Here is a 13,590-nt window from a genome sequence, read left to right on the forward strand (position 1 = left end):
ATGGATGGCGCTGTCGATCTGCCTCAGTCCGTAGGGCTGGGGCTTTCAATTTCTGCGCTGAATCAGATGCCGGGTTGAACAAGTGCTGGATCACTACAAAGGAGGCTTTAAAAATGCACATTGCCGAAGGAATGCTGCCCCTCGGCTGGGCGGCTGCCTATTCAGGGGTTGCCGTGCCTTTTCTGGCCAGGGGGATTTGGGATTACGTGCGCCTCGCGGCGCGGGAGCCCTCCGTCAGGCAGATGGTGGGGGCGCTTACGGCAGCGGTTTTTATTATTTCCCTCCTGCCGGTTCCCGTCCCGATCACCGGCACCTGCTCGCACCCGGGGGGAACCCCCCTTGCCGCGATTCTGGCCGGCCCCTGGCTCGCGACGGTGATGGCCTTCATCGCCCTGCTTTTTCAGGCGCTTTTTCTTGCCCACGGCGGCCTCACCACCCTGGGGGCGAACACCCTGACGATGGGGCTCTTCGGGGGGCTGGTGGGCTACCTGGTTTTCCGGGGGCTGCGGCGGCTCGGCCTTAACCTGACCTGGGCAGCCGGCTGCGCGGGTTTCCTGGGGGATTTGAGCATTTACGTGGGAAGCTCTTTCCAGCTCGCCCTCGCCATTCACGGCACCACACCCTGGCCCCGGGTCTGGGGGGTTATCTTTGCGGCCTACCTTCCCACCCAGCTGCCCCTCGCCCTGCTGGAGGGGATCTTTACGGGGCTGGTGGTCGGCTACGTGGCGGCCCGCCGGTCGGATCTGCTGGTCCGGCTCGGCTATGCCCTGGCGCCGTTGCAGGCCCCGGTTCCGGAAGGAGGGAAGCCCTCGTGAGCAAAAACCGGATTGCCCTGGTCCTGCTGGCGGGAATCGCGGCGCTGCTGCTGGGAGCCGTTTTTTACAGCAGCCACGAGTTTCCGGGTGCAGACGAGCAGATCGGCGCGGTTGCAGAAAAGTACGCCCGGGAGGTGGGAGTTGGGGAGCATCCTCCCCTCATCAACACCGACCGGGGAGACCTGCTCCTCTTCCTTTTCGCCCTTTCGGGGCTCACGGCGGGGTTTTACCTGGGCTACCAGTGGCGGGAGCTTTTCGGCAGGGAGGGAGCGGACGGGGGCTCCTGCGGGGGCCTGTCGGCCCCGGGAAGGGAGTAGTGGTTTGCGGTGGAAGAGTTTTTTGGAGATGAGCAGAAGAGCCTTTTTTGGGAAAAGGTGGACGCCAGGGCGAAGCTTTTCCTGGTCGTGCTTTTGCTGGGGATCGTTGTGAGCGCAAGAAACTTTTGTGCTCCGGCAGCCTGCTGCCTTTTCATGCTGCTGCTCCTCTCCTTTCAGGTGCCCCTGCCTCTTCTTCTGCGGCGGCAGCTGCCGGTTCTCTTGATGGCCTTCTTTCTCTTCGTGACCCAGGTGTTCTGGTACGGCACAACCCCCCTCTTTAACCTGGGCTGGGGCGGGGCGGCGCTGACCGGCTACCGGGAGGGGATCGAACGGGGGGTTCTCCTGGCGGCGCGCCTCCTGGGAGGCTTTTCTCTGCTTCTTTTCCTGAACACGACCACCCAGGTGAAGGATCTCCTGGCGGCAGCCCGGTGGTTCCGGGTGCCGCCTCCCTGCCTGGAAATCGCAGTTTCCGCCTACCGGGCGGTGCACCTCCTGGCGGAGGAGATCCCCCTTGTCTACCGCGCCCAGCGCCTCAGGTTAAACTACGTCGGGTGGCGCCGGGGGCTGCGCAGCATCGGGATGCTGGGGGGAATTGTTCTCACGCGCGCCCTCGACCGGGGCGAGGCGCTGGCCCGCGCCCTGGAGAGCCGGGGGTGCCGGGAGCTCTGGCCGGGAGCGCCGGGAGAAGGGAGGGGCGCGGCCGGGGCAACCCTTCTGGTTTTGGGGCTGGGGGCCTGCCTGGGCCTTGCCCTGATCCTCCTGGGATTCTGCCAGCCCAGCCCCGGTCCCGGGCCTTGCAGGATTTTTTGAAAAAACTGAGGAATCAAGGTGAAGGATTTTGGAGGTTCAGGATCGTGCTTTTTTAGAGGTGCAGGATGCCTGGTACCGTTACCCCAACGGCCGGACTGCCCTGCAGGGGATCAACCTGGAGCTTTACCGGGGGGAGCTTGTGGTCCTGCTGGGCGCCAACGGCTCGGGAAAAACAACCCTTTTGATGCTGCTTCAGGGGCTGCTTGCCCCGAGCCGGGGCCGGGTCTGCCTGGAGGGCCGGCCCCTCCTGAAAATCCCCGAGGCGGTGCGCTTCCGGAGGATCGGCCTGGTTTTTCAGGACCCCCGCGACCAGCTTTTTGCCCCCACCGTCTACGAGGATGTGGCGATGGGCCCGGCCAACCTCGGCCTCCCGCAGGAGGCGATCAGGGAGCGGGTGAGGCAGGCCCTGGAGGCGGTGGAGATCTGGGACCTCCGGCAGGCGGCACCCCACCAGCTCAGCTTCGGGGAGCAGAAGAGGGCGGCCCTTGCCGGCATCCTCGCCCTGGGCCCGGAGGTGCTCCTGCTGGACGAACCGACTGCAGGCCTCGACCCCGCTGCAGCCAGCAAGATCATGCACCTCCTGCACGGCCTGAATCAGAGGCAGGGGCTGACGATCCTGATGGCAACCCACGACGTGGATCTCACCCCCCTCTGGGCGGACCGGGTAATTGTCCTGGAGCAGGGGCAGCTTCTCGCCGGGGGGAGCCCGGCCGCCGTCTTCCAGGATCCCGCCCTGGTCCGGGCGGCGCGCCTCCGCCTCCCCCGGGTTGCCCACCTTTTTGAGATCCTGGCCCGCGAGGACAGGGTCGCCCTCCCGCGCCTCCCCCTGACCATCGGCGAGGCGCGCCAGATGCTGACCGGGTACCGGCGCGCGGGGGGGAAGCTCCTGCGCCGGGGGTATACCACCGGCGCCTGCGCGGCTGCCGCGGCGCGCGCCGCAGTCCTCGCCCTGCGGGGAGAAGAGCCGGAGGTTGTTGCCATCACCCTGCCCGGCGGGCGGGTCGCCCGCCTTCCGGTGGGGGGCCTGGAGCGCACCCCGGACGGGGCGACCGCCTGGGTGGTTAAAGATGCCGGGGACGACCCGGATGTGACCCACGGCGCCCGGATCGAGGCCACCGCCAGGTTTCAGGCCGGGGGGATCACGGTCCGGGGCGGCCCGGGCGTCGGCACCGTGACCAGACCGGGCCTTGCGGTTCCGCCGGGCGGGTCTGCCATCAACCCGGTGCCGCTTCAGATGATCAAGGAAAACGTGGCTGCAGTGCTCCCCCCCGGGCAGGGCGCGGAAATCGTGATCAGCGTTCCGGACGGGGAGAAGCTGGCGCGCCAGACCCTCAACCCCCAGCTGGGGATTGTCGGCGGGATCTCCATTCTGGGGACAACGGGGATCGTTGAGCCCATGTCCGAGGAGGCCTTCAGGCTCGCCCTTGTTCCCCAGATCCAGATCGCCCGCGCCGCAGGAGTGGAGACCCTCCTCCTCACACCGGGGCGCCGGGGAAAGAGCCTTGCCCAAAAGTTTGGGGTTCCACCGGAGGCGGTGGTGCTGGTGAGCAATTTTCTGGGCTTTATGCTGGAGGAGTGCGCCCGGCACGGCCTCCGGCAGGTGGTCTTATGGGGTCATGCCGGGAAGCTGGCGAAGGTTGCCGCCGGGGCCTTTCACACCCACAACCGGACGGCCGACGGGAGGGGAGAGGTCGTGGCTGCCCTTGCGGCTGCAAGGGGAGGGGGGGCGGACCTGGTGCGCGCCCTCCTGGACTCCTCGACGGTTGAGGGGATGGCCGCCCTGCTGGCGGAGGCCGGCCTGGAGGGGGTCTGGGGGGACCTGGCAGCACGCGCCAGCCGGCGCGCCATGGCCTACACCCGGAACGCCCTGCAGGTGGGAACGGTTCTTTTCTCCTGCCGGGGGGAGGTGCTGGGCTGGGACGAAAACGCCGCCGCGCTCTTTGCCGGGGCGGGCTGGCGGCTGCCCGGCGCCTGCCCGCGTCAAGAACGGGGCGAAGTGGTGCGGTAAAAGCAATGGCGGCGCATTAAGCCGGAAAGAGATGGCAGAGGAGGCTGGTTGTCCTGGCTTATCCGGTAACTGTGGTGGGAATCGGGCCCGGGAGCAGAGAGTATCTCACCCCTGCGGCCGAGGCCGCCGTCGCGGCAGCGGAGGTGCTGGTGGGGGGCGGGCGCGCCCTCAGCCTTTTCTCCGGTTTGGGAAAAGAGTGCTACCGCATCGGCCGCAGCCTGGATGAGGCGATTTCCTTCATCGAAGCAGCCCGGCGGGAGCGGCGGGTGGCCGTGCTTCTCTCCGGCGACCCCGGGTTTTTCAGCCTTCTTCCCCGCCTTCGGGCGCGCCTGGGGGAGGCCAGCCTGAGGGTGATTCCCGGGATCAGCTCCCTGCAGCTGGCCTGTGCCCGGCTCGGCCTGAGCTGGGAGGACTTCTGCTTTGTGAGCGTGCACGGCCGCGGCCCGGAGGGGCTGGCGGCGGCCTGCGCTTCTTCCAGGGTGGCGGTGCTCACCGACCCCTCCTTCACCCCGGCGCTTGTCTGCAGGTATTTTCTGGAGCGGGGGAGGAGGTTCCGGCAGGTCTGGGTGCTCACCGATCTGGGGCTGCCGGGCGAGATGGTGACCGCAGTGAGCCTTGAGGAGGGAGCGCAGCTTCCGGGCCGGGGGAACAGCGTCGTGATCCTGCTCGGGGAAGAGGCGCCGCAGGGTTCCGGGCAACAGGAGTGGCCCCGGATCCTGACGCCGGGGCTGCCGGACGAGCTTTTCGTCCGGGGGGAGGCGGCGATGTCCCAGGCGGAGGTCCGCGCCCTCACTCTTTGCAAAGCCCAGCTGCGGAAGGGAATGGTCGTCTACGAGATCGGGGCAGGCACCGGGTCCTGGACGGTGGAGGTGGCGCGCCTGATCGCTCCGGGGCAGATTTTTGCGGTTGAAAAGAGCCCCGCCGCCCTCGCCCTGGTGCGCGCCAACCTGGAAAAATTTCAGATTTCCAACGCCGTGCTGGTGCCCGGGGAGGCTCCCGCGGCGTGCGCCGGCCTTCCCCCGGCGGACCTTGTCCTGGTCGGGGGGAGCGGCGGGAGGCTCCGGGAGATCCTGGCTGCCGCAAGGGGGTGGCTGCGCGGGCAGGGGCTGCTCGTGATCACGGCCGTTACCCCTGACACCTTCGGCACCGCCTGGCAGGTCCTGCATGAAGGCGGGTGGCAGGAGCAGGAGGCGGTGCTGGTCAGCCTGGCGCGGGTTGCCCCCCGGGGGAGGGTGCAGATCTGGCAGGGGGAAAACCCCGTTTTCATCCTGCGCGCCCGGAGGCAGGAAGGAGGCTCAAGTAATGCCTGAAAGGGGGAAGCTTTACGGCATCGGGGTGGGCCCCGGGGCCCCGGAGCTGCTGACCCTCAAGGCGGCCCGGATCTTGCAGGAGGTCGCGGTGGTTTTCGTCCCCCGGGGAGATAAGGGGGAGCAGAGCCTGGCCCTGCACGTCATCAGCCCCTTGCTGCGCCCGGGCCAGGAACTGCGGGAGGTGACCTTCCCGATGACCAGGCAGCGCCGGAAACTGGAGGCGGCCTGGCGGGAGGCGGCGCGAACCGTCGCGGCGGTGCTCGACGCGGGCCGGGATGCCGCCTTCGTCACGCTGGGTGACAGCACCCTCTACAGCACCTGTTTTTACCTGGGCGAAGCCCTCCGGGCAATGAGGCCCGAACTGGAGGTGGAGGTGGTTCCCGGGGTCACCTCCTTCAGCGCGGCGGCCGCCCTCCTGAACCGCCCCCTGGCCTGCGGCCGGGAGGGCCTGGCGGTGGTCCCCGCCACGAAGGGCCGTGCCTTTCTCCGCCAGGTGCTGGCTGCCTTCGAGAATGTCGTCATCCTCAAGGCGGGGCCGGTGCTGGAGGAGTTGCGGGATCTCCTGGCAGAGGCGGGCCGCCTGGAGGAGGCCGCCTATGTCTGCCGTGCGGGGATGCCCGGGCAGGTCCTGGAGGAGAACCTGGCTGTGGCCGGGGAGCTTCCGGAGGACTACTTTTCCCTGATCCTGGTGCGGGGTTGTTCGAAAACCGATTTCTGAGCTCCGGTGCCCGGCAGTGTGGGCTTCTCAGCGAAGGGAGTGGCCTGCCTGGAAACAGGCTGAGCGCCGGACTGTTGGCGAGGAGGATGCATTGTGGCCGAGCAGGGACGAAAGGGGATTGTCTATTTTGTAGGAGCGGGGCCCGGGGACCCCGAACTGATCACGGTGAGGGGCCTGCGCCTCCTCCAGGAGGCGGATCTGGTTCTTTACGCAGGCTCCCTGGTGAACCCGGCGCTGCTCCAGCATGTGCGGGCAGGGGTTCCCTGTTACGATACGGCGGGCCTGACCCTTGAGAAGATCGTCGGGTTGATGGCAGAAGCGGCTGCTGCGGGAAAGAGGGTGGTGCGCCTCCACTCGGGGGACCCGGCTCTTTACGGCGCCCTGCAGGAGCAGCTCGATGCCCTTGCGGCGCGGGGGATTTCTTTCGAGATCGTGCCCGGCGTGAGCTCTTTCCTGGCGGCGGCAGCCCTTTTAGAGCGGGAACTGACGGTCCCCGGGGGGACCCAGACGGTGATCCTGACCCGCCAGGGAGGGAGGACCCCCGTCCCCCCTTCCGAGTCGCTCCGGGAGCTGTCCCGCCACCGGGCCACCACCTGCCTTTTTTTGAGCGCGCACCTGCTTCCCCAGGCGGTGGAGGGCCTGAGGGCGCACTTCCCCCCCGAAACGCCGGCCGCCGTCGTGGCGCGGGCATCCTGGCCCGACGCCCGCGTCGTTCGGGCGACTCTGGGGGACCTGGAGGCAAAGGCGCGCCAGGCAGGAATTTCCAGGACGGCGCTGGTCTTCGTCGGGGACTTCCTGGCGGCGCGGGGGGAGCGCTCCCTCCTCTACGACCCGAATTTCGAGCACGGCTACCGCGCCCGGGGTAAGGGGTAGGGAAATGGCGGGGGAGGTTCTGCGGCAGGGAGCAGGAGAGGTCGGGGATCTTGCCGTTGTCGCCCTGACCCCGGCCGGGAAGGCCCTCGCGGGGAGGCTGGCGGCGGCCTGGAACGAGGCCGGGGGAAGCGCCCGCGTCTACCACCCCTCCTCCTCTCTCGGCAGCCTGGTCCGCACTTTATGGGGCCGGCACGAGGGGCTTGTCTTTGTCATGGCCGTGGGGATTGTGGTCCGGGTGCTTGCCCCCCTGCTGAGAGACAAGTGGCGCGACCCTGCGGTTGTGGTGGTGGATGAGGGAGGGAGGTTTGCCGTCAGCCTGCTCGGGGGGCACTGGGGGGGAGCCAACGGCCTTGCCCGGCGGGTGGCCGCCCTGCTGGGGGCGGTCCCGGTGGTCACCACCGCCACCGATGTGCAGGGAAAAACTGCGGTGGACCTCCTGGCCCGGCAGTGGGGGTTTCTCCCCGTCCCGCGGGAGGGGGTGAAGGCGGTCAACCGCGCCCTGCTGGAGGGGAAGCGGCTCGTTTTCTACACCGAGTGGCAGCTCCCCGCAGAAGGGGAAGCGCCGCCTTTTGACAGGGTGCGGCCTCTCCGGGAAGGCCCGGGGCCCGGCCCGGGCAACCCGGAGGAGGTTCCCGTTTTTGTGACGAGCAGGGAGGTCTCCCCCCTTCCCGCGGCCGCCTGCTGCCTCTGCCCGCCCAGCCTCGCGGCGGGGATCGGCTGCCGGCGGGGGGTTTCCGCCGGGGAGATCGAGGCCGCCCTGGCCGAGGCCTGCCGGCGGGCGGGGCGGCGCCGGGAGAGTCTGGGGGTGCTTGCTACCCACAGCGCAAAGCTGAACGAAAGAGGGCTGCGGGAGGCGGCCCGGAGCCTGGGGGTTCCCCTCTTCTTTTTCACTTCACAGATTCTGCAGGGCATCCTGGACCGGGTGCCCGGCCTCCGGGATGTGGAGTTTGTGCGGAGGCAGATGGGGGTGGGAAATGTATGCGAAACAGCAGCCCTGGCGGCAGTCCCGGAGGGGACGCTCGTTTTGCCCAAGCTGAAGCTGGGGAGGGTTACCGTTGCCCTCGCCGAGGCCGGCTTGCTGTGGTCGGCATCGGGCCGGGAGATGCGGCGGATTTGAGCCGCCGCGCCCGCGAGGTCCTGCGGGAGGCGGAAGTAGTCGTGGGGTACCGTCCCTACCTCCGCCTCCTGGAGGGGGTTCTCCTTCCGGAGCAGGAGCAAGTGGGGAGCGGGATGCGGGAGGAGGTGGACCGCGCCAGGCGCGCCGTGGCGCTTGCCCTTGCCGGCCGGAAGGTGGCGGTGGTGAGCAGCGGAGACGCGGGGATTTACGGGATGGCCGGCCTCGTCCTGGAGGTGCTCCTGAGCACGGGGCGGCAGGATCAGGTTGACTTCCAGGTGGTGCCCGGGATCACCGCCGCTTCAGCCGCGGCGGCGCTGCTGGGAGCGCCGCTGATGCACGACTTTGCGGTGATCAGCCTGAGCGACCTCCTGACCCCCTGGGAGGCGATCTTGAGGAGGATTGAGGCCGCGGCGCGGGGGGATTTTGTCGTGGTCTTTTACAATCCCAGGAGCAGGAAGCGGGCGCACCAGCTGCTGGTAGCAAGGGAGGTTCTGCTCAGGCACCGGAAGCCGGAAACGCCGGTCGGGGTTGTTACAGGTGCGGGGCGGCCCGGGCAGCAGGTAGTGCTCACCGACCTGGCGCGCCTCCCCTCGGTTGAGGTCAACATGCAGTCCCTGGTGCTGGTGGGAAACAGCCAGAGCTACGTGAAGGACGGGTACCTGATCACTCCCCGGGGCTACCCGCTTTCCGGCCGCTCCGCCGGGGGCGGTGCCATCCTTGTGCTGGCGGGGACGAGGGAGGGAAGGGAGCTGGCAGTAGCCCTCGCGGCTGCCGGTCACAGGGTGATTGCCAGCGCCGCCACTCCTTACGGAGGGGAACTCCTCCGCAGGCCGGGGCTTTCCGTCCGGCAGGGGCCGCTCGACGCGGCCGGGCTGCGGGAACTGATTGAGGCGGAGGGGGTGGAGGGGATCCTCGACGCCACCCACCCCTTTGCCCTGGAAGTCACCCGCCTCGCCCGGGAGGCCGCCTGCGCCTCGGGCATTTCCTACCTGCGCTGGGAACGGCCCTCTGTTTCCCTCCCGGCGGCCGATCCTCTCGTCCACCGGGCGCGGGATTGGGAGGAGGCGGCAGAATGCCTTGCCGCCTCGGGAAGGGAGAGGGTTTTTCTTGCCGTAGGGGTGAAGCCCCTTTCGTTCTTCCTGACCCACCCCGCCCTGCAGCACTGCCGCTTTCTGGTGCGGGTGCTTCCCGTGCCCGGTTCTCTCCAGGCCTGCCTGCAACTCGGCCTGCGGCCGGATCAGATCATCGCCCTCCAGGGCCCCGGGACGCAGAAATTCAACGAGGCCCTGCTGGAGGAGTACCGGGCCGAGATCCTGGTGACCAAGGAGAGCGGCGCGGCCGGGGGGGCCGGGGAGAAAATTGCGGCCGCCCGCGCCCGGAAGATTCCGGTGGTTGTGGTAGAGCGCCCGCCTGCCGCCTCTGGTAATGGGGAAAGCTGGAGAACTGCCGCCTCCCCGGAGGAGGTGCTCCGCTGGGCGGCCGGTTTGAGGCGCGGGGAATGAGTGCTTTAGCGCGACCTTGCGGATTTGGCGCGATCAAAGGGGGAATTGAAGTTGAAAAGAGGAGTTCTGCTCCTCGGCCACGGCAGCCGGCGCGCCGCGGCGAACGCCGGGCTGGAGGCGCTGGGGGGTCTTGTTCAGGAGAGCCTGGGGCTTCCGACCCTCCCGGTTTTCTTTCAGTTCGGCAGGCCCACCCTGGCTGAGGGGGTCGCCCGGCTTGCCTCCGAGGGGGTTCAGGAAATCATTATCGTCCCGGTTTTTCTCTTTCCCGGCGTGCACCTTGAGAAGGATGTGCCGGAGGCGGTTGCCGGCCTGGCGGCGCGGTACGGGGAAGAGCCCCGGCTCGTGCTGACGCCCAGCCTGGGCCCCGATCCCCGCCTCGCGGAGATCATCGTGGAGAGGGTGCAGGCGGCAGGCTCCCTTTTGCCCGGCGGGGACGGCGCCGGGGGGCCGGCGGGGGCGCAAGACCTGACCGACCCCGGGGCGATTGCGGCCCGGAGCCGCGAACTGATCGAGGAGCTTTTAGGGAAGGAGTTTTTTCAAAGGAGGTTCCCCGGCCCGGAGGGGGAGGTGGTGCGGAGGGTGGTCCACGCCACCGGAAACCCCCATACCGCCTACCTGCTCCGGTTTCACCCCGGTGCGGTGCAGGCAGGGATCGCTGCCCTGCGCCGGGGCGCCCTGATCTTCACCGACGTCCGGATGGTGAAGATGGGAATCAGCAGGGCGGCGCTGCGGGAGCTGGGAGGAAGGGTTTTCTGCCCGATCCACCACCCGCGGGTGCGCGCCCTTGCGGAGGCGCGGGGGATGACCCGCGCCCTCGCGGCAGTGCGCCTCTTCCGGGAGCACCTCAGGGACAACATCGTGGTAGTGGGAAACGCCCCGACGGCGCTGGCCGAGGTGATCCGGCAGCTTGAGCAGGGCTTCCGGCCGGCTTTGATCGTCGGGACTCCCGTCGGCTTCGTCGGGGCGGCCGAGGTGAAGGCGCGCCTGCAGGCTCAGCAGGTGCCCTACCTCACGCTGGTCGGCCCCCAGGGGGGAAGCGCCATCGCAGTGGCGATGGTCAACGCTTTAATCGCCCTCGCCCGGGGCCGGGCGGGGCTGTAGGAAGGATTGGTGTGGGCAAATGGCAAGAGCGATCATGGTGCAGGGAACGGCGTCAAATGTCGGGAAGAGCATCCTTGTCACCGCCCTCTGCCGCATTTTTCGCCAGGACGGCTACCGGGTCGTCCCCTTCAAGGCCCAGAACATGGCCCTGAATTCCTTTGTCACGGCAGACGGAGGGGAGATGGGGCGCGCCCAGGTCCTGCAGGCCCAGGCGGCGGGGCTTGAGCCTGCCGTTGAGATGAACCCCGTTCTCCTTAAGCCCACCGGAAACGCCGCCTCCCAGGTCATCGTGCTGGGCAGGCCGGTGGGGAACATGAGCGCCCGGGACTACCACCTGGGGAAGAACCTGGAGCTTTTAAAAGTGATCGAGGGGGCCCTGCAGCGGCTCCACGCGGAGTACGAGATCATCGTTCTGGAGGGAGCCGGGAGCCCGGCCGAGGTGAATCTCAAGGAGCGCGACCTGGCCAACATGCGGGCCGCCCGGCTGGCGGGGGCGCCGGTGCTCCTGGTGGCGGACATCGACCGGGGAGGCGCCCTCGCCGCGGTTGTGGGAACCCTCGCCCTCCTGGACCGCGAAGAGGTGGAGCAGGTGCAGGGGATCGTGATCAATAAATTCCGGGGGGACCGCTCCCTGCTGGAGCCCGCCCTGGCGTTTCTGGAAGCCAGGACCGGGAAGCCGGTGCTGGGCGTCCTTCCTTACCTGCGCGAGCTTCGCCTTCCCGCGGAGGACTCCGTCTGCCTGGAGGAGGCCGGCCCCGCAGGAGAGGGCGAGATCGAGATCGCGGTGCTCTACCTCCCCCGGATCTCCAACTTTACCGACTTCGACTGTCTTGCCCTCGAACCGGGGGTCCGCCTCCGGTACGTGAAGGATGGGGAGCCCCTGGGAACACCCGATCTGGTGATCATTCCGGGGACGAAGAACACGGTCGAAGACCTTCTCTACCTGTACGAAACGGGTTACGCCGCTGCGGTGAGAAGAGCCGCAGGGCGGGGGGTTCCGGTCTGCGGGATCTGCGGGGGCTTCCAGATGCTGGGCCGGGAACTGCGGGACCCCGAGCACACCGAGTCCTTCCGGGATGAAATCCCCGGACTGGGGCTTCTGGATGCGGTGACAACCTTCAGCAGGGAGAAGGTCCTCGCCCAGGCCTGCGGGGAGATCTGCGGCGGCGGGCCCCTCTTTGCGGAGCTTGCCGGGCTCCGGGTTACGGGATACGAGATCCACATGGGGCGGACGGTGCTGGGGGAGGGGGCGCGCCCCCTTTTGCGGGTGCTCGAGCGCCGGGGAAGCAGCGAAGCAGGGTTTGACGGGGCGGTCGCGGCCTCGGGGCTGGTCTGGGGGACCTACTTCCACGGCATCTTCGACAACGACCTTCTGCGCGCCCACCTGCTCCGCTGGCTCCGCAGGCGCCGGGGGCTTCCCGAGCGGGCCCGGGAGAGAGAAGGCTCCCGCCTGGAGCGGGAGCTGGACCGGCTGGCCGAAGTGTGCCGCGCCCACCTGGATCTGGAAAAAATTTACGCTCTGCTGGGGCTGCCGGGGCCGCGTCTCCCCCGGCCGGGCATGCGGGGTGAGCCGGAATGAAAGACAGGCCCCGCGTGATGATCGCCGCAGTCCGGAGCGGAGCGGGCAAGACCAGCGTCGCAACCGGGATCATGGGCGCCCTTGCCAGGCGGGGGTGCCGCGTTCAGGGCTTCAAGGTGGGGCCCGATTTCATCGACCCCAGCTACCACACGGCCGCTACCGGGCGCTGGGCGCGCAACCTGGACACCTGGCTCCTCCCCCCGGGGCGGGTGAGGAAGCTCTTCCGGGCGGCGACGGCAGATGCGGACCTGGCGGTGATCGAGGGGGTGATGGGCCTTTTCGACGGGCTGCGGGGGAGGGGGGAAAGAGCGAGCAGCGCGGAAATCGCCAAGCTGCTGGGCTGCCCCGTCGCCCTGGTGGTGGATGCGCGCGCCCAGGCGCGCAGCGCCCTCGTGGAATTCCTGGGCTGCCGCGCCCTGGACCCCGAACTCCCCCTTGCCGGGGTGATCCTCAACCGCGTCCAGGGCCCCCGGCACCTGGAGATGCTGCGGGAAGGCTTTGAGGAGCGGGAGATCCCGGTCCTGGGCGCGATCCAGGAGGGGAGCCTCCCCCGCTTCGCGGAGCGTCACCTCGGCCTTGTCCCCGTTCCGGAGCAGCGGGGGGTGGAGGCCGCGCTTGCCAGGCTTGCGGAGGTGGTCGCCCGGCAGGTTGACCTGGAGGGGATCTTACGGGTTGCCCGCGCCGCCGGCGGCCTTCCGGCCGGGGCCGGGAGGGAGGAGCAGGTTCCTGACGAAGAGGAGGGCCCGGTCCGGTTCGCGGCGGAAGGCGGCCCGGGTGCGGTGCGGATCGCCTATGCCTGGGACGAGGCCTTCAACTTTTACTACCGGGATGGGCTTGATGCCCTCGCGGAGTTCGGGGTCGAACTCGTGCCCTTCAGCCCCCTGCACGATTCCGCTCTCCCTCCCGGGATCGGGGGTGTCATCATCGGGGGCGGTTTCCCCGAACTCTTTGCAGAGCAGCTCGCCGCGAACCGGAAAATGCTGGAGAGCCTGCGGCTTGCCCACAGGCGGGGGCTTCCCATCTACGCGGAGTGCGGGGGGTTCATGTACCTCTGCGAAAGGCTCGTGGATCAGGAGGGCCGCTCCCACGCCCTGGCGGGGCTCGTGCCGGGCGTCTGCCGGATGGAGAAGCGCCTCGTCGGGATGGGCTACGTGACGGCGCGCGCCCTCGCGCCCAGCGTTCTCTGTGAGGCCGGGGAAACCCTGCGGGGGCACGAGTTCCACTACTCCTCTTTTGCGCCCCGCACCGCGCCCTTCCCCTGGGCCTTTTCCTTCATCAAAGGGGAGCAGGAGGAGAGGCCCGACGGCTACGCCCGGGGGAGCCTCCTTGCCTCCTACCTCCACTTCCACTTTGCCTCCTCCCCGCGGGCGGCGGCCCGCTTTGCCGCCGCCTGCCGCGCCCGGCACTCGGATAAGTTAACTCCTGCCTGAGAAAGCTCCA

12 protein-coding genes are annotated in these 13,590 nt (G+C 68.7%); all 12 read left to right on the forward strand.

Annotated features, from left to right (window positions below; all coding sequences use genetic code 11):
* The first annotated feature begins 113 nt into the window (after window positions 1-113).
* The 12 genes from HPY58_07255 (at window position 114) to HPY58_07310 (ending at window position 13,580) form a co-directional block, all read left to right on the forward strand.
* Window positions 114-815, forward strand: a complete 702-nt coding sequence (locus HPY58_07255; protein ID NPV29440.1) for an energy-coupling factor ABC transporter permease — start codon at window positions 114-116, stop codon at window positions 813-815.
* The gene (locus HPY58_07260) at window positions 812-1,132 is read left to right on the forward strand and encodes a cobalt transporter (GenBank protein NPV29441.1); all 321 of its coding nucleotides are present in this window, start codon (window positions 812-814) and stop codon (window positions 1,130-1,132) included. Before HPY58_07255 ends, HPY58_07260 begins: the two co-directional genes overlap by 4 nt.
* Before the next feature lie 9 nt (window positions 1,133-1,141).
* Window positions 1,142-1,942, forward strand: coding sequence for a cobalt ECF transporter T component CbiQ (gene cbiQ / locus HPY58_07265; GenBank protein NPV29442.1), 801 nt, complete (start codon window positions 1,142-1,144; stop codon window positions 1,940-1,942).
* An 850-nt stretch (window positions 1,943-2,792) separates the two neighbouring features.
* Window positions 2,793-3,950 (forward strand): cobalamin biosynthesis protein CbiD, encoded by a 1,158-nt coding sequence (gene cbiD, locus HPY58_07270; GenBank protein NPV29443.1) that lies wholly within the window; start codon window positions 2,793-2,795, stop codon window positions 3,948-3,950.
* 71 nt (window positions 3,951-4,021) lie between these two features.
* A complete protein-coding gene (gene cbiE / locus HPY58_07275; GenBank protein NPV29444.1) occupies window positions 4,022-5,260 on the forward strand; it encodes a precorrin-6y C5,15-methyltransferase (decarboxylating) subunit CbiE in 1,239 nt (412 codons plus the stop codon).
* The gene (gene cobI, locus HPY58_07280) at window positions 5,253-5,978 is read left to right on the forward strand and encodes a precorrin-2 C(20)-methyltransferase (GenBank protein ID NPV29445.1); all 726 of its coding nucleotides are present in this window, start codon (window positions 5,253-5,255) and stop codon (window positions 5,976-5,978) included. The genes cbiE and cobI overlap by 8 nt, the downstream gene beginning before the upstream one ends.
* Window positions 5,979-6,071: 93 nt before the next feature.
* Window positions 6,072-6,851 (forward strand): precorrin-4 C(11)-methyltransferase, encoded by a 780-nt coding sequence (gene cobM / locus HPY58_07285; GenBank protein NPV29446.1) that lies wholly within the window; start codon window positions 6,072-6,074, stop codon window positions 6,849-6,851.
* 4 nt (window positions 6,852-6,855) lie between these two features.
* Window positions 6,856-7,968, forward strand: a complete 1,113-nt coding sequence (locus HPY58_07290; GenBank protein NPV29447.1) for a cobalt-precorrin 5A hydrolase — start codon at window positions 6,856-6,858, stop codon at window positions 7,966-7,968.
* Entirely contained in the window at window positions 7,932-9,470 is a 1,539-nt protein-coding gene (gene cobJ / locus HPY58_07295; protein ID NPV29448.1) for a precorrin-3B C(17)-methyltransferase, read from the forward strand. Before HPY58_07290 ends, cobJ begins: the two co-directional genes overlap by 37 nt.
* Before the next feature lie 51 nt (window positions 9,471-9,521).
* Window positions 9,522-10,571 carry a precorrin isomerase gene (locus HPY58_07300; GenBank protein NPV29449.1) on the forward strand — a complete coding sequence of 350 codons (1,050 nt, stop codon included), beginning with the start codon at window positions 9,522-9,524 and terminating at the stop codon, window positions 10,569-10,571.
* Between the two features lie 19 nt (window positions 10,572-10,590).
* The gene (locus tag HPY58_07305; protein NPV29450.1) at window positions 10,591-12,150 is read left to right on the forward strand and encodes a cobyric acid synthase; all 1,560 of its coding nucleotides are present in this window, start codon (window positions 10,591-10,593) and stop codon (window positions 12,148-12,150) included.
* The gene (locus tag HPY58_07310) at window positions 12,147-13,580 is read left to right on the forward strand and encodes a cobyrinate a,c-diamide synthase (GenBank protein ID NPV29451.1); all 1,434 of its coding nucleotides are present in this window, start codon (window positions 12,147-12,149) and stop codon (window positions 13,578-13,580) included. The genes HPY58_07305 and HPY58_07310 overlap by 4 nt, the downstream gene beginning before the upstream one ends.
* The last annotated feature ends 10 nt before the right edge of the window (window positions 13,581-13,590 follow it).

The sequence above is a fragment of the Bacillota bacterium genome (assembly GCA_013177945.1).
Classification (GTDB): Bacteria; Bacillota; DSM-12270; order Thermacetogeniales; family Thermacetogeniaceae; genus Ch130.